The sequence below is a fragment of the Roseofilum halophilum BLCC-M91 genome (genome assembly GCF_030068445.1).
Taxonomy (GTDB): Bacteria; Cyanobacteriota; Cyanobacteriia; order Cyanobacteriales; family Desertifilaceae; genus Roseofilum; species Roseofilum halophilum.
Map to the genome: position 1 here is coordinate 1 of NZ_JAQPOK010000088.1, position 20,114 is coordinate 20,114.

Annotated in this window: 19 protein-coding genes; 8 read left to right on the plus strand and 11 right to left on the minus strand. The window is 47.5% G+C overall.

All coding sequences use genetic code 11. The annotated features are described in order from the left end of the window. Positions 1 to 372: 372 nt before the first annotated feature. The 7 genes from PJF56_RS11490 to dapB all read right to left on the minus strand — a co-directional run bounded on the left by PJF56_RS11490 (position 373) and on the right by dapB (position 7,341). Positions 373 to 1,236, minus strand: a complete 864-nt coding sequence (locus PJF56_RS11490; protein ID WP_347179527.1) for an ABC transporter permease — start codon at positions 1,234 to 1,236, stop codon at positions 373 to 375. A gap of 86 nt (positions 1,237 to 1,322) precedes the next feature. Next, positions 1,323 to 2,456: an ABC transporter substrate-binding protein gene (locus PJF56_RS11495; protein WP_283762813.1), complete on the minus strand. Its 1,134-nt coding sequence runs from the start codon at positions 2,454 to 2,456 to the stop codon at positions 1,323 to 1,325. Positions 2,457 to 2,675: 219 nt separating this feature from the next. Next, entirely contained in the window at positions 2,676 to 3,815 is a 1,140-nt protein-coding gene (locus PJF56_RS11500) for an ABC transporter ATP-binding protein (RefSeq protein WP_283762814.1), read from the minus strand. Positions 3,816 to 3,904: 89 nt separating this feature from the next. Then, positions 3,905 to 4,888 carry a Gfo/Idh/MocA family protein gene (locus PJF56_RS11505; protein WP_283762815.1) on the minus strand — a complete coding sequence of 328 codons (984 nt, stop codon included), beginning with the start codon at positions 4,886 to 4,888 and terminating at the stop codon, positions 3,905 to 3,907. A gap of 12 nt (positions 4,889 to 4,900) precedes the next feature. Beyond that, on the minus strand, positions 4,901 to 5,638 hold the full coding sequence (gene rnc / locus PJF56_RS11510; RefSeq protein WP_283762816.1) for a ribonuclease III: 738 nt from the start codon (positions 5,636 to 5,638) through the stop codon (positions 4,901 to 4,903). Positions 5,639 to 5,709: 71 nt separating this feature from the next. Further along, the gene (locus tag PJF56_RS11515) at positions 5,710 to 6,291 is read right to left on the minus strand and encodes a hypothetical protein (RefSeq protein WP_283762817.1); all 582 of its coding nucleotides are present in this window, start codon (positions 6,289 to 6,291) and stop codon (positions 5,710 to 5,712) included. A gap of 222 nt (positions 6,292 to 6,513) precedes the next feature. Then, the gene (gene dapB / locus PJF56_RS11520; protein WP_347179528.1) at positions 6,514 to 7,341 is read right to left on the minus strand and encodes a 4-hydroxy-tetrahydrodipicolinate reductase; all 828 of its coding nucleotides are present in this window, start codon (positions 7,339 to 7,341) and stop codon (positions 6,514 to 6,516) included. 447 nt (positions 7,342 to 7,788) lie between these two features. Here dapB and PJF56_RS11525 point away from each other — a divergent pair, with 447 nt between their 5' ends. Together PJF56_RS11525 and PJF56_RS11530 are read left to right on the plus strand one after the other, a co-directional pair. Beyond that, positions 7,789 to 10,386, plus strand: a complete 2,598-nt coding sequence (locus PJF56_RS11525) for an adenylate/guanylate cyclase domain-containing protein (RefSeq protein ID WP_283762819.1) — start codon at positions 7,789 to 7,791, stop codon at positions 10,384 to 10,386. Further along, on the plus strand, positions 10,383 to 11,570 hold the full coding sequence (locus PJF56_RS11530; protein ID WP_283762820.1) for a DegT/DnrJ/EryC1/StrS family aminotransferase: 1,188 nt from the start codon (positions 10,383 to 10,385) through the stop codon (positions 11,568 to 11,570). The genes PJF56_RS11525 and PJF56_RS11530 overlap by 4 nt, the downstream gene beginning before the upstream one ends. Here PJF56_RS11530 and PJF56_RS11535 read toward each other — a convergent pair. Both PJF56_RS11535 and PJF56_RS11540 read right to left on the minus strand, forming a co-directional pair. Continuing rightward, positions 11,567 to 11,758: a hypothetical protein gene (locus PJF56_RS11535; RefSeq protein ID WP_283762821.1), complete on the minus strand. Its 192-nt coding sequence runs from the start codon at positions 11,756 to 11,758 to the stop codon at positions 11,567 to 11,569. The genes PJF56_RS11530 and PJF56_RS11535 overlap by 4 nt on opposite strands. Before the next feature lie 207 nt (positions 11,759 to 11,965). Next, positions 11,966 to 12,334: a YccF domain-containing protein gene (locus PJF56_RS11540; RefSeq protein ID WP_283762822.1), complete on the minus strand. Its 369-nt coding sequence runs from the start codon at positions 12,332 to 12,334 to the stop codon at positions 11,966 to 11,968. 109 nt (positions 12,335 to 12,443) lie between these two features. Here PJF56_RS11540 and yidD point away from each other — a divergent pair, with 109 nt between their 5' ends. Then, positions 12,444 to 13,442 (plus strand): membrane protein insertion efficiency factor YidD, encoded by a 999-nt coding sequence (gene yidD / locus PJF56_RS11545; protein ID WP_283762823.1) that lies wholly within the window; start codon positions 12,444 to 12,446, stop codon positions 13,440 to 13,442. A gap of 57 nt (positions 13,443 to 13,499) precedes the next feature. After that, positions 13,500 to 13,682: a hypothetical protein gene (locus PJF56_RS11550; RefSeq protein ID WP_283762824.1), complete on the plus strand. Its 183-nt coding sequence runs from the start codon at positions 13,500 to 13,502 to the stop codon at positions 13,680 to 13,682. Positions 13,683 to 13,848: 166 nt separating this feature from the next. Here PJF56_RS11550 and PJF56_RS11555 read toward each other — a convergent pair whose 3' ends face one another. Continuing rightward, complete coding sequence (locus PJF56_RS11555; protein WP_283762825.1) at positions 13,849 to 14,901, minus strand: NAD(P)-binding domain-containing protein; 1,053 nt, start codon at positions 14,899 to 14,901, stop codon at positions 13,849 to 13,851. A 123-nt stretch (positions 14,902 to 15,024) separates the two neighbouring features. Further along, positions 15,025 to 16,161, minus strand: coding sequence for a pentapeptide repeat-containing protein (locus PJF56_RS11560; protein WP_283762826.1), 1,137 nt, complete (start codon positions 16,159 to 16,161; stop codon positions 15,025 to 15,027). Between the two features lie 258 nt (positions 16,162 to 16,419). Between PJF56_RS11560 and PJF56_RS11565 the strand changes: the two genes are divergently transcribed. From PJF56_RS11565 to PJF56_RS11580, 4 genes are all read left to right on the plus strand, one after another. Continuing rightward, the gene (locus PJF56_RS11565) at positions 16,420 to 18,084 is read left to right on the plus strand and encodes a tetratricopeptide repeat protein (protein WP_283762827.1); all 1,665 of its coding nucleotides are present in this window, start codon (positions 16,420 to 16,422) and stop codon (positions 18,082 to 18,084) included. Positions 18,085 to 18,422: 338 nt separating this feature from the next. Beyond that, entirely contained in the window at positions 18,423 to 18,653 is a 231-nt protein-coding gene (locus tag PJF56_RS11570; protein WP_283762828.1) for a hypothetical protein, read from the plus strand. Positions 18,654 to 18,659: 6 nt separating this feature from the next. Next, a complete protein-coding gene (locus PJF56_RS11575) occupies positions 18,660 to 18,815 on the plus strand; it encodes a hypothetical protein (RefSeq protein WP_283762829.1) in 156 nt (51 codons plus the stop codon). Positions 18,816 to 18,908: 93 nt separating this feature from the next. Beyond that, positions 18,909 to 19,982 carry an amino acid ABC transporter substrate-binding protein gene (locus tag PJF56_RS11580; protein WP_283762830.1) on the plus strand — a complete coding sequence of 358 codons (1,074 nt, stop codon included), beginning with the start codon at positions 18,909 to 18,911 and terminating at the stop codon, positions 19,980 to 19,982. Positions 19,983 to 20,114 lie beyond the last annotated feature (132 nt).

Sequence of the window (20,114 nt, forward strand, 5' to 3'; positions counted from 1 at the left end):
CGGTAATGGGTAATGGGTAATGGGTAATGGGAAAACCATTTTTTACGCTATGCGTGCCCATTCTTCAGGCTTTTCATGGGACAACACTCTCAAGGAACATTTCGATTACTGTACCTCATAACATCGAAAAACGCTGTAAGGAGTTAGGGAGCGAGATATTAAGAAGTTAGGGAGCGAGACGCTCCCACTCCTTAATATTAAAGGTTTTAGGAGTGCGGGCATCTTGCCCGCTTGTTCGATATCAAAGCTATAGCAAGGCGCGATCCCATTCTGCAACCTGACTACCAATTACCCATTACCCATTACCCATTACCTATTACCGCGCGTTTCATGTCTGCGAAGCAGAAAGCGCTATAACTCTGGATTCTATGCCTAGGCTTGGGGGGTGGGGTCGCCATATTTGATTAAGAGGGCGATCGCCAAACTGACGGCTAAAATCACCACCATACTGAGCGCGGAGCCAAATCCCCAGTTCTGAGTCGCGCCCAGAAACTGGTTATAAATCAAACGAGCTGCGGTCATACTGGATGCACCTCCAAGCAGCTCCGGATTGACAAAATCCCCTAAACTACTGATAAAGACCAATAGACTCCCGGCGGCAATACCTTGGAAGGTTTGGGGAACGGTAATTTTCCAGAATCCTTGTATGGGGGTTGCGCCTAAATCGGCTGATGCTTCTAATAACCGTTTATCGAGCTTTTCCAGGGCTGAATAGAGAATTAATACCATATAGGGCAAAAAGCTGTAACTCATGCCAATGAGAACGGCTGGCCATTCATTAAGCAGATTTAAGGGGGGCAAACCGATACTGGTGATAATGCTATTGAATACGCCTGTCCGTCGGAGGATGGTGATCCAGGCATAGGAGCGCAACAGGGAAGAAGTCCACAGGGGCAGCACAAAGCCCAAGAGGATTAAATTTTGCCAGCGTTTGGGGGCGTTGAGGGCGATCCAATAGGCAACCGGGAAACCCAAAAGTAGGCAAATGGTCGTTGTTCCGATCGCAAAAAAGAGCGATCGCCCAATCACTTGCAGATAAACCGGTTCAAATACCCGCAAATAATTCTCCAATCCCGAAGGATTCACCACATCCCCCGGTCGAATATTGGGCACTAAACTTAACTCAAAAATTACCAGAGTGGGTAACACTAAAAGCATTAAAAGCCACAAACCAGCAGGCCCTAGGAGGACGCTGGGGCCAATCAAAGTTGACCAACGGCGTTTAGGAGTCGGCATTTCAGTTGACTGGGATTCAGAAGGAACAGTTGAAGACATAAAGTGCTTCGCGCGGTAATGGGTAAAAATTTAACTTTCTTGCTCGTTTAACTACTGGTTAATTGAGTCCAATAGCGGTCATAGAGTTGGGCAATATCGTCTTTCACGGGCGAAACACTTTCACAGTTAGCTAAAATCTCTGGAGCCGGAAACAGGGTACGATCGCCTTGAATCTCCTCCGGTAATTGTTCATAGGCGACTCGATTCGCCGTAGCAAAACTGAGGCGCTTCGTAATTTCAGCCGCTACCGCCGGTTGTAACATGAAATTAATCCAAGCATAGGCCCCATCTGGATTAGGAGCTGTTTTGGGAATCACCAGGGTATCCGTCCACAAAGAAGAGCCATTTTCAGGAATTACATAGCCCAGGTTTTCGTCTTCTCCCATGATTTCACTGGCATCCACCGAATAACCCATAGCAATTTTCAGATCGCCGGTGAGAATTTGGGGTCGCCAAGCATCGGAAGTAAAAGAGGCGATCGCCGGTTTCAAGTCCACCAACGCTTCATAGGCCTCTTCAATTTCCTGGGGATTTTCCGAATTCAGAGAATAACCCAAATGTTTCAGCGTCGCCCCCATCACCTCCCGCACATCATTGAGCAGCGTCACTTGGCGGCTTAATTGGGATTGATTTTGCCACAAATATTCCCAATTTTCCGGTTCCCCATTTAAGGCTTGGCGATTATAAATTAACCCTGTTGTTCCCCAACTAATGGGAATACTGTGAGCATTGCCAGCGTCATAGGGCGGATTCTGGTAATTCTCAAAAAGCTGATTTAAACCTTCAATGCGACCGAGATCCAGGGGAGTTAATAAATCATCCTCCACCATTTTCAGCACCATATAATCCGAGGGATAAATGATACTATAAGCACCGCCACCCCCAGCTAAAACTTTAGCCAGCATCGCCTCATTAGAATCAAACACATCGGCGATGACTTGAATCCCCGTTTGTTGTTCAAATTGGGCCAGCAAATCCTCATCGGTATACCCGGCCCAGGTATAAATATAAAGTTTATTACTATCCCCTCTTTCCACGCTCTGAGTTTGCACATCTGCCAACGTCCAACCACAAGAAGACAACCCCAAACCGGCTAAGGCAGCAGTTGTCCCCTGCAAGAAACGGCGACGGTTGATCGGGCGAGAAGATGAGAGATGATCCGGCTTATCCTGTTGACGCATGGGCAACCCTTACTTCAGTGACCAAGAGATTTGATCCAATTTATTTGAGACGTAAACTTGGAAGTCCCTCTCCCTTTCATGTCCGCTTGCGGAAAATCCCTCTCCCTGGGGAGAGGGACTTCTGCTCCCCTTCTCCTATGGGAGAAGGGGCTGGGGGATGAGGGCAACCGTTGATAACTCATTATAAAATGCTACATAACTTCTTGAATTTAGATTGTCCTATTCATGCAAAGCCAAACAATCCGTCGGCTGCCAATGGACATAGAAGGCAGTTTCCGGATTAGATAGGGCTTGAGCATAGGAACTCCCTTCGCGAACCGGTTGGGATACGGTAATTTGATCGCCTGAAACCAATTCCACCACACATTGAATATGGGTTCCCATAAACATCGTATGCTTAATTCGGCCTTCAAAACAGTTGCGATCGCCCTCTGGAGGAGTCAAACTCAGGTGAATTTTTTCCGGTCGTACACTCACCACCAGGCGATCGCCCCCTGCCGCGCTACCCTTGAGGTCTGAAGCTGCCCAAATCTTCAATCCCTTATCCGTTTGTACCTCAACCGCTCCCGAATGCAGGGAAGCGCTGCGACCTTTGAATAAATTGGTATCCCCAATAAAATCGGCGACAAAGGGAGTAGCCGGACAATTGTAAATCTCACTGGGAGAGCCAATTTGTTCAATTTTGCCATCGCGCATAATGGCGATGCGATCGGAAAGGGAAAGGGCCTCTTCCTGATCGTGGGTAACCATCACAAACGTTAGTCCTAACTCCTGATGCAAATTAGACAATTCTACCTGCATCTCTTTGCGTAATTTCAGATCCAACGCCCCCAAGGGTTCATCCAATAACAAAACCGCCGGTCGATTCACCAACGCCCGTGCCAGAGCCACCCGTTGTTGCTGTCCCCCAGACATTTGTTTGGGCAAGCGATGGGCAAACGCCTCCATTTTCACCAAGCGGAGCGCTTCCTTTACTCGGTCTTCAATCTGGGCTTTCGTCAGCTTTTTTAACCGCAGTCCAAAGGCAATGTTCTCCCAAACATTCATATGTCCAAACAGGGCATAACTTTGAAACACAGTATTGACCGGACGGCGGTAAGGGGGAACCTGGTTGACCGACTGCCCTTGAAGCAACAATTCCCCAGCCGAAGGCACTTCAAAACCGGCAATCAGTCTTAACGTCGTGGTTTTTCCACACCCAGAGGGCCCAAGGATACTAAAAAATTCACCTTGGTGAATATTCAAGTTTACGCCTCGGACAGCCGTTTCTGAGCCAAACACCTTAAAGACTTTGCGAAGCTCAACATCTAAGTCGATATTGGTTTCCCGATTGATTTGATTAGTTGCGGTCTGAGACATAATGAGAACCCCTAGCAATGAGTCCGCAGTTAAGCAGGGACAGTAACAAGGATCTAGATGGTTTCAGTTTAATCTATATCAATTACCAATTACCAATTGCCCTTGAATTGAATCTGTTGCAGGGTACGAACTAGGTCTGCTCCAACCCATCCGGAGGAGTGAGGAGAAGGTTGATTGTGACGTACACAGTCCAGGAAATGATCGCAAACTTGTTTTAGGGGTTCTCCTGGAGGGGGGGACAGGACTTCGAGGTTCATGCCTACTGGGTTAAAATTGCCCCCTTGAACCTCGAAGTGTCCCTGTTGCACAATTAGAGGATCGGCACTGAGTTCATCAAAAATTAACGTCCCCTCTGACCCAACGACGGCTAAACGTCTTTGTTTATCTGGGTTGAGCCAACAGAGGTGGATGGTAGCCTTAAATCCACTGGGATAGATGAGTTTCACCCAAACCACATCGGGTAAACCTGGCTGTAACCAGGTGTCGGCGGTCGCATCAACTTCTATAGGGGTTTCTCCTAACCAGTGATTAAAGATGGCCAGATCGTGGATGGCTAAGTCCCAGAGCGCGTCTACGTCTTGGCGCACGGGGCCTAAATGGGTGCGGGTGGCATATCCATAGCGTAGCTCTCCTACTGCTCCAGAAGAGAGTGCCTCTTTGCCTCGCTGCACTACGGGATGAAATAGATAGGTATGGTCTACTACAAGCTGTCGTTGTTGAGTTTCTGCTAGATGGCAAAGCTCTAGACATTCTTGGGCATCCAGGGTGAGGGGTTTTTCGGCTAATACGTGACAATTCTGATTGAGGGCGTATTTAATGATCTCATAGTGGCTGGAGGCGGGGGTGGCGATCGCCGCTAATTCCACCTCTTCCCCCCCTAAAACCCCCTGCCAATCTTCGGTCAACTGCACCGAGTCGGGCAGGTTATACCGATTTTTCATCGCCTCTAGTCGGCTAGGGTTGGGGTCTACCACCGCTACGACTTCCGTCTGGGGATGCTCCAGGAAATTACGGATTAAATGGGTTCCCCATCGACCCGCGCCCAAAATCCCAATCTTAAATGGCTTATCCACGCTGTCGTTATTTCACCCCTCTTGAGCGATCTTGATTTTTGATAAGGCATCTTTAGCGGCTGCTTGTTCGGCTGCTTTGCGCGATCGCCCTTTTCCTGTACCATAGGATTCTCCCTGCACCCAAACCTGAGCCGTAAAGGGTTCGGCTGTATGTTTTTGCGATTCTACCGTAATCAGTTTATATTCCGGTAAAACCTTATGAACTGCTTGAGTCCATTCTTGCAGAGCTGATTTATAATCTCGCCGAGCCGGATCTTTACGAATCTCCGTAGACAGAGTGGTAAAATGACCATCAAGCCAAGGTCGGATTAACTCTAGGGTATGGGTACTCAAGTACAGGGCCCCTAAAATGGCTTCAAAAGCATCTGCTAAACGGGATGAACGGCCGAGTTTATCGCTGGCTGTTCCCCGATCCATCACCAAGTCTTGTTCTAAACTGTAACGATCGGCTAACTGGGCTAAAGTGCGATCGCTCACCAAAATTTTCCGAATCGCCGAAAATTCCCCTACCGACGCATCCGGATACAATTCCATCAATAATTCTGAAGCCGCGATCCGAACCACCGCATCACCAATAAACTCTAATTGCTCATAGTTTTCTGTAGAGGACATACTCGGATGAGTCAGCGCTTTATCGAGTAAACGCCATTCCACCGGAGAGGTTTCCGGTAACCCCAGCTTGAGAATGACACTTTGCAACTGCCGTTGTCTTCGGGGATAACTAACTTCTTCAGGGACAGAACTAGACATTACCCATCCAATGTGAGGTTTTGCTAATTTTCCCATCCTATCTTAAATAATTAAAAATTAAAAATTAGTTTCTAAGGACAGATTGTTTTTTTAGGACGTTTAAGAGCATGGAGTTCTAGGGCCTGATGGAAATCGATCGGTTGCCAATAGGATACTCCTTTGAGGTAAGTTACTGACGTAAAATAGCGGCTGTTACGCACTTGAGTAACCGTTTGCGGTAATACGCCAATCAATTGCGCCAGCACCTGAGTATTGAGTTCTTCAACTGTTTTCTGGCCAAAGAAGGCTTCTAGATTCGAGAGCAGCTTTTCCGTCCGACAGAAAGGGTTAGGAGAAAACTGAGTGAGTTTGTGTAACCACCGCATCCATTGCAGGCGCATACTATAGGCTTGGTGGTAGTCTTGACGGTTGGTAATCGGCAACAATTCTGGGGAGCCAATAAACACTAATTCTCGGCCTTGTTCGTGGGAGGTAATCGCCGCACCTGGCCCTAGAAACTCGGCATAATAATCTGTACAGAGAATCAATGCACTTTTTTTCTGGGGGGAAATGGCAAAAACTCCTTTGATGTCCCAGGATTGGCGATCGCTGGATTTTAATTCTCTATGTCCTTCATTACACATCATCTCCGTTTCTCTCCCGACATCAATCATCTGTGAGCAAGTGTGGGTTGTTTAGTGGGCTGTTTTACGGCTCTACCCTTTACCTACACTTGTTGAGATTCTAATTTACGCCCTCTTTATTTGTCTTTATCAATTCTTTAATCTTTACCGAATCCACATATTTCTGCCTCAGTTTACTTAGTTTTTATCAAGTCTCCGTAGGAAAATTTCTGTTTTTTTGTATTACAGTATACCATAATGCCCGATGGCCCATTAAAGAATTTTTTCTAGGCCATAAACCAGGGTTTTCAGTTGTAAGACTTTGCGGATGGCTAGAAGTACGCCGGGCATGTAGCAGAGGCGATCGCTAGTATCATGACGCAAGGTGTACAATTCTCCTGGAGACCCAAACAAGATCTCTTGGTGGGCAATCAACCCTGGAAGGCGCACGCTATGAATGCGAATTCCCTCATCGGCCGATGCTCCTCTGGCTCCGGCTAGATGCTCCTTCTCATTTACCTTGGGAGGATTATAGGACTTACCCAACTCACCCAACAACTGAGCCGTTTTAATCGCCGTCCCACTCGGAGCATCCGCTTTCTGGTCGTGATGGAGTTCAATAATTTCCACATGATCGAAATACTTGGACGCTTGGATCGCCGCCTGCTGTAATAGAACCATACCAATCGAGAAATTAGGAATCACCAAACATCCCGTACTCGCTTTATCCGCAAACTCTGCCAACTCTTGTAACTGCTGGGGACTCAGGCCAGTTGTACCCACGACCGGACGAATTCCGTAGGCGATCGCACTGCGCACATTATCATAAACCGAATCCGGGTGCGTAAAGTCCACCATCACCCCCAACTGACGCTCCTGAGTCGCATAGGCCAACATCGACTCTAACTGATTCAGAATCGGAACCTCCAGGGGGCCACATCCAGCCACCTCCCCCACATCCTGACCATTACGATCCGGATTGAGATCCACCCCCCCAATCAACTTCATATCCTCAGCTTGGGAAACAGCCTTAACCACCTCTTTGCCCATTTTCCCGGCTGCACCATTGACAATTACGGGAATCGTCTGATCGCTCATCATCCACTCCTGAATCATAAAACAAACAACCACAATTGGCAGATCAGCCCTTGGCGTTGAGTCCTCTGAAAAGACACAATAGAAAAGTTAGGCGATCGGAAGTCGATCCTATCACGATCCTTGGCCCTCCAAAACCGGTAAGGACAGCTTACAGATTATCCGGTTGATTAGATAATCTCCTCGGAGAGAGGATAATAACCATCTTTTATCTTTGACTAAAACTTAAATGGACTCAGACATCTATGACCCTATGCCATCATAAAATCTATTATCATAGCTCAATATTAGAGGATATCTTAGTCCCGACCTGAGCGGATGTAACTGTACTCCCTTGCTAAGTAAGTTTGTCCATCTAGCCATGCGGTAGGTGGCTACAACTCTAGATGTGACAGGGTGCGAAAATCAGCAAGCCCATGGGCCGCTGATGCCAACCATACCCACCATAACAACATGATGCACCGTTCCTTACAGGTACCTGTTCATGTCGGACTCAGTCCGAAATTAGAGCCGATGAGAGACCATGAGAAAAGCAAAGAAGAATTGGTACAGGAATTAGTTACCCTGCGCCAGCAAGTGGTGAACTTGCAAGATCGACTGCGGTCTACTCAGGCAGACTGGGAAACACGATGGGAAAAGACAGAAAGTGAACTCAAAGCTGAGGTCGAGGCTCGCACGGCAGCCCTAAAAGAGTCGAACGATCAATTTGTGGCCGAAATTGCCGAACGCTATCAAACCCTTCATGCTCTGCGTACTGCTAAAGACCAATTAGAAGCGATTTTAGAGGCTGTACCGGGAACGGTATCTTGGATTAGTCACGATCTGCGCTACCTAGGAGTCAATCGACATTTAGCGGAAATATTTAATTTGCCTCCAGAAGAATTTGCGGGTAAACCTTTAGGATTTTTAGGCAGTAGCGATGGATTTGATGGGTTTGTGCAAGATTTCTTTGCCAGTGATGCTCAGGAAGCCTTCCGGGAAGTGGCGATGCGGATTAAGGGAAAACATCGCATTTTCTTGATTGTGGCCCAAAAGTATGACAATAACCAGGCAGCGTTTACGGTTGGCATTGATATCACGGAGCGCAAACAAGCGGAAGAAGCCCTACGGGAAGCGGAAAATAAGTATCGGACGATTTTTGAGAATGCGGTAGAGGGCATTTTTCAGATGACCCCGGATGGGCGCTATTTGAGTGCAAATCCGGCTTTGGCTCGAATTTATGGCTATGCTTCGCCAGAGGAGTTGAAAAATACTTTAATTAATGTTCAGGATCGGCTTTATCTTGACCCTCGGCAACGGCAAGAATTTATTCATTTGCTGCAACAGTATGATTCGGTGGTGGGGTTTGAGTCCCAGATTCGTCGGCTCGATGGACAGTTAACTTGGATTTCCGAGAATGGGCGAGCGGTACGGGATGAGGTGGGAAATTTACTCTATTACGAGGGTACGGTTGAGGATATTACGGAGCGTAAAGAGGCGGAGGAGCAACTGTGGCGGCTGAATGAGGAGTTGGAACAACGAGTTGAGGAGAGAACGGTTGAGTTAAAGCAGGCGGTGGATCAGCTCACGGTGGAGGTGGCGGAACGGGAACGGGTGGAAGCGGCGTTGCGGGTGTCTGAGGCGGAACTGCGGGCGCTGTTTGCGGCGATGACGGATATTATTACGGTGTTTGATGGTGAAGGTCGGTTTATTCGGGTGGTTTCGACGAATTCGGAGACTCTGTTTAGTCCGACGGCCGATCGCATGGGAAAAACGGTGTATGATATTTTTCCTCCGGAACAAGCGGAAATTTTTGCCCGGCAAATTCAACAGGTGGTGGAAACGGGGCAAACGATGAATTTAGAGTATTCTTTACCGGTTTCTTTGATGCCGGGGATGGTGCAGGACAATCACGGATATTGGTCTCAGGATAGGGGAGAAAATGAAGTCTGGTTTGCGGCGAGTGTTTCTCCGATGCCGGATAATTGTGTGATTTGGGTGGCTCGCAATATTACCGAACGTAAGCGGGTGGTGGATGCTATGCGAGCGGCGGAAGAAAAGTATCGCAGTATTTTTGAGAATGCGGCGGAAGGAATTTTTCAATTGACTCCCGATGGACGTTATTTGAGTGCAAATCCGGCTTTGGCGCGGATGTATGGTTATGGATCTCCAGAGGAGTTGATGGAGCAGTTACAGAATGTGGGGACGAATCTTTATGTCGATCCGGGCCGTCGGGATGAGTTTATGAGGCTGATTGAGCGGGAAAATGCGGTCTCTAATTTTGACTCCCAGGTGTATCGCCAGGATCGTAGTATTATTTGGACTTCTGAGAATGCTAGGGCGGTTCGCGATGAGCAAGGAAATTTATTGTTCTGTGAGGGAACAGTGGAAGATATTACGAAGCGGAAAGAGGCGGAAGCGGCATTAAGAGCAGAGCAGGAGAAATCGGAAAATTTGTTGTTGAATGTTCTGCCGGGGGCGATCGCCCAACGGCTGAAACAGGAAGAAAAGAATTTGATCGCCGATCGCTTTGATGAGGTGACGATTTTGTTTGCTGATATTGTGGGCTTTACTCGCATGTCTTCGGGAATTTCGGCAACGGAGTTAGTGAATTTACTCAATGAAATTTTTTCCCGGTTTGATGAATTGGCTAAAATCCATCAGGTGGAAAAGATTAAAACCATTGGTGATTCTTATATGGTGGTTAGTGGTATTCCCAAGCCCCGTGCAGATCATGCGGAGGCGATCGCCCAAATGGCCCTGGATATGCAAGGGGTAATTCCCCACTTTCAGCAACCTAATGGTCAACCCCTGCAACTGCGAATTGGCATGAGTACGGGGCCGGTGGTGGCTGGAGTAATTGGGATGGCCAAGTTTATTTATGATTTGTGGGGAGATGCGGTGAATGTGGCTTCGCGCATGGAATCTATGGGCATTCCGGGTAAAATTCAGGTCACGGAAGCCACCTATAAAAAGCTTAAACATCGCTATTTGTTTGAAAAACGGGGTGAAATTCAGGTGAAGGGTAAAGGGATGATGACGACCTATTGGTTGATAGGAACGGGCCATTGAAGACCTATCCCCGTTTAGGATTGGATGTGCAATGGCCCGATTTGCTGGCCGGACTTGTGGAAGGTTCCGAGTCGGAATTAGAATTAGAAGGGGCGATCGCTTCCTATTGGCCCACTTCCCGTTCGATTCAGGTTACCCTATCGGTTAGAAGTGCCTTCGATTTACTCTTGCAAGCACTGGCATTACCCCCAGGAACTCAAGTTCTGATGAGTGGGGTGAATGTACGCCACATGGTGGAGATTGTGCGATGTCATGGGTTAGTCCCTGTCCCCGTTGATTTAGATTTCGATACCTTAGCTCCAAATTTAGACCATTTGCACCGCTTGATTTCGCCTCAGACCGGTCTTTTTGTGATTGCCCACCTGTTTGGATCGATTATTCCTTTAGCGCCCTATATTGCCCTCTGTCGCCCATATCAGATCCCCTTGGTGGAAGATTGTGCCCAAGCCTTTGCCGGGTCGTATTATTTAGGGGATGAACAGGCTGATGTGAGCTTCTTTAGTTTCGGCCCGATCAAGACTTGTAGTGCGTTGGGGGGGGGTGTGGCGCTCATAGGTGATGAGACTCTGGCAGAGAAAATGAGGGAAATTGGCGATCGCTATCCTCGAAAAGGCGATCGCTGGTATAGACAACGCCTACTCAAATATTGCGCCCTGAAAGCCATCTCTAACCCTTATCTGTATCACGCTCTGCTGCAAGCGATCCAACGTTTGGGGAAAGATGTGGATCGGGCGATCGGATCGAGTGCCAGAGGATTTAGCTCTGGAGAACTGATCCCCCAACTGAGACAAAAACCGCCTCACCTATTATTACAATTTCTGGCTCACCGACTCAAAACTTGTCCCAATTATCAGGAGCGCATAAACCGGGCAAAAATGATTTTAACTCAACTCGATCGCTCCATCATCTGGCCGGGATCTGCTGCGGATCAACACTCCTTTTGGGTGGTTCCCATTCAAACCCCATCCCCTCAACTCTGGATGGAACAACTTCGCAATTCCGGCTTTGATGCCACCCAAGGAAATACCAGCTTAATCGCCATTCCGACTCCTGAAGGAAACCCCTTACCCCAATCTCAAAAACTGCTGCAAACCCTGCTGTATTTACCAGTTTCTCCAGCATTACCCGTTACTGAATATCCGCCACTCATTCAACAGATTAACTCCCTGAGCCATCCGACTTAACGACGTTGACACACTTTTTGTAGGCGATCGCCTTCAACCACAAAAACATTACACTGCACTCGATCTCGATCGAGCTGCTCCAATACAGACATTTTCGACTGCTCAGATAATACCCGATCGGACACGAGAGGATTAAATAGGGCAGCCATTAGGGTTGAAAAGGTCAAAAGAACGAAACTTACATTCATTGGTTCAAATCTCCGTTTGCTGCTTTAGCTAACCGTCTCCTGGATAAATCTGTAATTACTCGGACTTATGGGTTGTCTGTTAGCTGTTATAATCCAATTTTGGACAAAAAACAAGCAAAATCCCTAGTAGGGTGTTCCACAATTGCAACCGTCCACTCATGGATGGCCAGGAAGTTAGCTTCGGTATTTTCAACAGAAGCGCTCCCTTTAACGAAGTTCCCGTCCGAAGGGAAACAGGGCTAAAGGAATTAACTTAAAATGCTGTTGGGCAAAGGGAATGCCGATAATGGTAATAAACAAGATCGCCCCGTGGAGGAGATGAGAAAGAGCAATTTCCCAACCAAACAAAATCACCCAAACAATATTCAAAATCATGGCAACCATGCCAGAGGAAGTGGGGCTAACCTCAACTTCTTTACCAAAGGGGGTAAAGGTGGCAAAACCCAGTTTTATCGTCTGTATGCCAAAGGGAATGCCGATAATGGTCACACAAATGCCAAGACCACCGATAATATAGCCCAATCCAGAGATTAAGCCACCAAAAATTAACCAGATCAGGTTACCCAACAGTGTCATAACTGGTTTATCTCCCCCATTGAATGACGAAATTGAATGACTAAACGGATTGATTGTATCAAAGACCGGTTCGATAGGAGTATAACCTTAGATATATCTTTGGCTGAACATGGGACTCAAACTCAAACTCTGGGAAACTCAACTGCTGAAAGTGGTACTAATTCGCGCCATTCAAGCCTATCGGCGGGGAATTTCGCCCCTCTTTCCTCCAAGTTGTCGATTTTATCCCACTTGCTCCGAGTATGCGTTGACGGCGGTGGAACGGTTTGGAGTGATGGGGGGGTTACAATTGGCAGGAGCGCGGATTTTAAGGTGTAATCCGTTTCATCCCGGAGGCTACGATCCGGTTCCAGAACTAGAAAAAGTGAGTCATGAGACAATGGGGATTATGGTATTAAAACCTTATCAACAGATTCGGATTGAAGATCCTCACGAGCCTTTGGTTCCCATTCCTCTAGAGTTGTTTGCGGTGGTTGTTCCCCATCCCTATGAGCAGTTGGGCGCACCCTATGGGGATAAGTCGCCCTATTGGTTGCGGAAAACAGTTTGCGATCGCCTGTTGATGGCTCAAAAGCAACTGCAAACCCATCATCCGGGCTGGAAGATTCAGATTTTTGATGCCTATCGACCGATCGCCGTTCAAGAGTTTATGGTCGAATATAGCTTAATCCAGTTGGCGCAACATCAAGGACTCGATCCGGAAACCCTCACCAAGGAGCAACGGCAAACCCTCTTAGAGGAGGTGTATCAGTTTTGGGCGGCTCCTTCCCCCGATCCGGCGACTCCTCCCCCCCATAGTACGGGGGCTGCTGTAGATGTTACCCTGGTGGATGAGATGGGAACCCCGATTGATATGGGATCGCCCATTGATGAAATTTCTCCCCGTTCCTTTCCCGATTATTATGCCCAAGGGAAGACTGCCCAGGAGCAGGGTTATCATAAACACCGTCAACTGCTCGATCGGATTATGGAGTTTGCCGGGTTTAAGCGTCATCCCCGTGAATGGTGGCATTTTTCCCATGGGGATCAACTCTGGGTATGGCTGAAGGTACTCGAAGGCAGTTGGCATCAGTCGGAGGCGATCGCCCATTATGGCAAAGCTCCCTAATCATCCCTCAAAATTCCCCCCTTTGGCTACAATGAGAGAGAGTATGGGAGGCCTTAGATGTTAGAAATCATTGCGATCGTCATCTTTTCGGTTGCTACCTTTGCCCTAGCCTATCTTCTGGGGTTAATGGGTATGGCATTAACGGGACTTTTTTTCCTCCTCGAAGATATCCCTGGATGGGTATGGACAGCCCTCTTATTAGGATTGACGGTAGCAACGTATAGAGGATTAAGGTACTAAGATTCTCCTAGTCAAGCCCGTCGGTTGTTGAATTATTCCCTGTGGGAATTTCAAAAACTGTTGGGGGAAAATCATATTGTATTGATCCCTCCCTTGGCTAACATTAGAGGAGTAAGGATCTAACGAGGTGGTGGTAGAGTCTGCCTTGCCAAAATCAAAATGGCAACTATTTAACCAAACACGATATCGCTGTTTGATGGCAAAACTGTTGGGCTTGTTTGAGCCAGGCTCGATCGAGCGATCGCTGGCATTCTGGAGCTGCAAAGGCGCGATCGTAGGCTATCTCTAAATGAGGATACTTTACTTTCGCTTCTTGTGCCAACCGTTTCGCCGTATCGATGCGGACATAAATCGCTCCACTGTTCATTTTTTCATTCATCAAAGCGAGAGCATTAGCAGAAAAAACACGCGGCGGAGAAGCTGACACTATTTTAGCACACTTTTCTAATTTTTTCAGCAAATCAACCTCAATTATTCCCGCATTTAATCCTCCTTTAGGATGCTCCCAAGGCACAGCTACCGCTACATAGGAAGCATCGATAAAAGCCTGTTCTAAAGACTTCGCACAAGTGACGCGATCGCAATCAATTCCTCGCTCTTGTAGTCGTAATTGTTGTTCTCTTTTGGTTGCGGCTTGCAGAGAGGGACTAATTACCTGTACATTCAAGTCTTTTTCAATCGCTTTGTGGACGATCGGTTGGGCAATATTGCCCATCCCTAAAACAGCGATTTTATCCCTAACTTTTGCTTTCTCTAATTCTAAATACTCGATCATATGTTGAGCTACAAACGGCGAATTAATCCCCGGTAAATTGCCCACGGAAACCCCATATTTTTGCGCCGCATCTTTATCAATTGCCCTGGTATCCACCCCTCGACGAATCACCAGTAAGGGACGCTCAGACGCGATCGCCTCCCTCCAAGCACGAAGGGCAAACCCTGGAACCGCATTATTGCCCACAATGAGAACATTCGGCTTAAAGCCTGCCAGGGAGTTCGCTAAATCGATTAAGGTGGGATCGTTGGCTTCATCCGGAACTTGGGCAATAGAAATACCGGGAATATAGAGAATTTCTCGATTATCTGTAGATTGATAAAAGATATTATGGACAATTTCTCTAAGCTTAAACTTGTCCCTGTAGAGGTTACCGATCGGTTCTAGATGTAGCTCTTTAATGATACTGCTGTGAATCGGATGAGACACTAAGATTTTGCACATAACGATTGGATCGTGATTGGAGGCTAAACTATAATCATAGAATCAAACAACCTAGAGTTCTCAATTTACAGATAGTTTTAATATTTTTTAGTTCAGTTCTAGGGTGGGCATCGCCCACCCTACCTAACGGGTATGCCAACAATATCCGGGTTGTCCATCGGGTAAAGTGGCTTGGCAAAAATGGGTTCTAATTAAGCGAATATTTTCTGTCGAAACATTCCATAAAATCGCGCCCCGTAAATCCACATTCAACAGCACAATATCGCGGAAATCTGCTCCCTCTAAATCGGCATTACGGAAACTGGTATGGCGCAATTCGGCATAGCGGAAATTAGCTCCGACTAAATCGGCATCCTGGAAACTAGAACTGAGGATAAACGCATTCTCAAAATTGGCGTTTCTCAACCGTGCGCCAGTAAAGTCAAGTTGAATCAATCGGGTATTCTGAAAATTAGCATCTCGCAGATCGATTCCTGCTAAGTTAACTTTACGCAGGATGATTTCCCCTAACTCTGTATTTCTGAGATTGGCGGTAAATAAATCAGCGCCTCTCAGGTTTGCCCCTTCTAAAATGGCGGACTCTAAATCGGCATTGCGGAGATTGGCTTGCACAAAACTGGAACTCCTTAAATCGGTTTCACTTAAGAGCGCTCCTTGCAAGGAAGCGCGGTTGAAATTGGCTCGATCTAAAAACGCGCGACGGAAATCAGCAATGACGCTATCGGTGTTTTCAAGGTTGGTTTCTTGTAGGGAAGAATTCCTTAAGTCAGCAATAAATAAATTGGCATTTTGTAAATTGGTTTGGTCTAAATTGGCTCCCACTAACCGCGCCCCTTGTAAGGATGCTCCTTGTAAGTTTGCCCCCTCTAAATTGGCATTTTCTAAGTTGGTGCGGCTCAGGTTTGCCCCCGATAAATCCACTCCTGCTAAATCTCGATTTTCTGCGCCTTGATTGATTAATTCCCATGCTAATCGCCATTTGGGGTCGATTAGGGTATCCTCGTCTAAGCGGGCATGGCGTAAATTGGCTCTGGCAAGATTAGCATAACTGAGATCTGCCCCCCGCAAATCTGCCCCTCGGAGATTGGCTCCTTCGAGGTTGGCTCGGCGTAAAAATGCACCCCGAAGATCTGCTTGTTGGAGTTGTGCCTGTTTTAAGTTGGCTCCGGATAGGTTACTATCGCGAAGGAATGCCCGTTGTAAGGGAGCAGATTCTAGATTACAGCGATCGCAGTCGCGAGTGCGTCGCAGTTGTTCCATATCTCTGCGCCTAAAGGCTTGTGCATCCTCAGCAGATAGGGTGAAAATGAACAGGAACAGGACAAAAAGCTTTAAGAAATGGTGCCCTCTCCCTGTATCTCTCTCCCGTGGGGGTTGCCCTCTCCCTATATCCCTCTCCCACGGGAGAGGGACTTGTTCTCCTCTTCTCCCGTGGGAGAAGGCTTGCCCTGAGCGAAGCCGAAGGGGGTTGGGGGATGAGGGTAAAACTTGTTGGAAAATACGATAACGATTCATAAAGTGTCAACTAGGCGGAGTTCGGTGAATGTGAGCAGTAAACGACGATTTTGGGTTTCTCTTTCCGGGGTAGTGCTGGGAATCATTTGCGGTTTTCCCAGTCGGGTGAATGCACAACTGGAATTTCTCGATCCCTTTCGTCAACTGGCAGATTTTGACTATTGGGCGAATTTATGTAGTTTGTCAGTAGATGAAGATGGGGGTAAAATGCTGGAAGCTTGCGAGCAGGCGCTGCTTCTGAGACCAAAAGATGCTCAAGTTTGGGCCGATCGCAGTCGTATTTTACTACAACAGAATCGCTATGCTGAAGCCATTGCCTCGGCGGATACGGCGGCTCGTTTAGAACCCAAGTTTTCCCGCGCGTTTACCTATCGCTGTCAGGCGCTCCTGAAGTTAGAGCGCTATGAAGATGCCCTAGAAGCTTGTGAAGAAGCACTGCGCTTAGATACGAATTGGGGACAGGAAAACCCGGTAATGGCTTGGGTTGGGCGCGGTTTGGCTCTGGTTGCCCTCCAAGAATATCAAAATGCTCTCACTTCTTACGATCGCGCCCTGAATTTAGAACCGGAGTCTTCCTTGGTTTTAACCTATAAATGTGGGGCGCTGCTGGAGTTGGAACAATATCAGGATGCCATTGGCGCTTGTCAAACGGCTCTGGAGATTAATGATAACTGGCAACCGGAGTCGGAAACCCTGGCATGGCAATATTTAGGGGTGGCTTTAAATCAAAGTGAGTTGGCAGAAGGGGCGATCGCCGCTTACGATCGAGCCTTAAATCATAATCCCCAAAATCTCCAGGCTTGGATTCAGCAGGGAATAGCATTAAATGAGATGGGGGAAGACTTAGAAGCGCTCAATTCCTACACTCAAGCCCTTTCCCTACAAGCTGATTCTACCTTGGCTCTGGTGCTGCAATGCGAAACGTTGAATAAACTCAAACGCTATGAAGAAGCCATCAAATCCTGTGAAGCGGCACTGACAGGGGATGGAATTTGGGGGGAAATGGGCATTGCCACAGCTTGGAATCAACTCACCATCGCCTATACTCAACAGGGGCAACTCGAACAAGGGTTAGTCGCAGCTAACCGAGCGGTGGGGTTTCGTCCCCATTTTGCCGAAGCGTGGAATAACCGGGGGGTGACGCTCTGGTATTTAGAGGACTATGACCAAAGTTTAGATGCTATTGGTCGCGCCTTGCAACTGCAACCGGATTATGTGCAAGCTTGGCTCAATCGGGGGCGGGTGTTGCGATCGCTGCAAAAGTATGTAGAATCTGTAGGAGCCTACGATCAAGCCCTACGCTATCAGCCGGATAATGCCAATGGATGGGCCAATCGCAGTGTAGCATTATGGTATTTAAAGGAATACGATCGCGCTTTAGACTCAGCTCGACAGGCGATCGCCCTCGATCAAACCTCTTTCCTCGGCTGGTACAATCAAGCCGTAACCTATGGTTCTCTCAATCAATACGAAAGTGCCATTTATTCCTACGCTCAAGCCGTGCGTCTTGCCCCCAAAAATGCCAGCGTCTGGGCTGCTTTCGGCGTAATGTTACAAAAAGCCGGTCGCGATACGGATGCAGCCGAAGCCTTTCAAGAAGCCTTAAAACTAGAGCCAGAACTCGAAACCGCCCGTCAAGGCTTACAAAGTCTCAGCCGCAAGCAATAGCCCGTGGCAAGAAACCGGGATTCTAGGTATCCTACGGGTAAGTTATAGCGCTTGGTAATAGGTAATAGGTAATAGGTAATGGGTAATCAGTCAGTGGGGGTAGTTCACCATACCTAAATTAATGAGGCAGTGAGCCGCCGTCTCTTTAGAGCGGGGTGCTGACGGAATCAATACTTGTAAAGCCGATCTTAACACTCAAGCCTTCAGGCTCTTGAAAGTGTCAAGTTATGAATCATTTTGTTAAGCTTCACTACCTTTGATAGGATCTTGTGTCGAACCGGTGAATTCTAGGTTTAAAGTAAGTATGATTATAAATAAATCCTTAAGGAGGCATCATTATGACTCCCCATCTGCTACGTCAGCTCTGGTCACTGATTGAAACTACCCAACCCCAAAGATTGCTCCGGCTCGATGATGCGAGTCTTGTGAAGTGGCTGTTAGGGAATATGGCTCAAGAGCGATCGCTCAATGGAGAAGAAGCCGACTTACTCTCCCATTATATTGAATCCCGTTCTTCCCTGATCCGAGATTTAGCCCAAGAGCGCTTATCCCCAGAAGTCTTTCCGTAAATAACGGTGGCACGCTTCACCCTAACAAGGTTCTCCTGTGTGCAACGCCTCAAGCATCAGGCAGAATCTTCGGCTGTGGATTCAGAGGCGATCGCCAAAAGATGTGTTCTGGAACACGAAAAAGTTTCTCCTGCGGATACCAAATCCAGAAGATCCTGCTAATATCATGAAAACAAAAGTAAAGAATCTTGAAGCTACTGCTGATACAGTGGCTTCCGTCTTTCTGTTTATTCGTGAGGAGAAAATCTTTTACATATGGCTAAATGGCAATCATTGTTCATCTCTGCGCTACTTCTAGCTCTCCCCCTGGGAGCTTGCACCACTCCGCCGTCTGATACTGCCGATGGAGGAGGTGAAGAGACTTCAGAAATGGGTTCCCAAAGTCGTTTGGATGTCGTCAAGAGTCGGGGAACCCTAATCTGTGGTGTCGATGGTGGCATTCCTGGATTCAGCTTCGTGGATGAAACCGGAGAATATTCAGGCATTGATGTGGATATTTGTAAAGCAGTCGCGGCAGCCGTTTTAGGCGATCCCGAAGCCGTAGAATATCGTAACCTCGATTCTACAGAGCGGTTTACGGCCCTCTCTGGTGGGGAAGTAGACATGCTCTCTCGAAACACCACTTGGACAACAAGCCGAGATACAACCGTCGGCCTAGAATTTGCCCCGACCACCTTCTATGATGGACAAGGGATGATGGTGCGTCGAGATAGTGGCATCACCTCCTTACAAGATTTTGACGGCAGAGCGGTTTGTGTAGAAGCAGGAACCACTACCGAGCTGAACTTAACCGATAATATGCGCGAAGCTGGAGTAGACTTTGAAACCGTAACCTTCCAACAAGCTGACCCAGCCTATGCCGCCTATGCCGAAGAACGCTGCGAAGGGATGACTTCCGATAAATCCCAGCTCATTGCTCGTCGCAGTACCTTGCCGAACCCAGACGATCATATTCTCTTGGATGTCACCATGTCCAAAGAACCCCTCGGCCCGGTAACGATTAATAATGATTCCACCTGGTTTGATGTGGTTAAATGGGTGACTTACGGTTTGATCGAGGCGGAAGAATTGGGCATTACCCAAGCGAATGTGGAACAAAGCAAGAGTAGTGATGACCCCACTATACGCCGTTTCTTGGGAGTTGAAGGCGATTTGGGTACAGGCTTAGAACTCGATAATGATTTTATGGTCAATGTAGTTTCCGCAGTGGGGAATTACGGCGAAGTTTTCGATCGCAATTTGGGTCAAGGATCGCAATTTAACTTAGACCGGGGTCAAAATGACCTCTGGACTCGTGGCGGTTTGCTCTATTCTCCACCTTTCCGCTAAATTCAGTTATCAGTAAACAGTTTCCAATCACCCGTGATGCCATCATGGGTGATTAGTCTTGAGTTCTCCCATTGAATCGATTCTTGTTATATCAAATCCCAAAAAACATGCTACATATCAATCTCCGTGTCT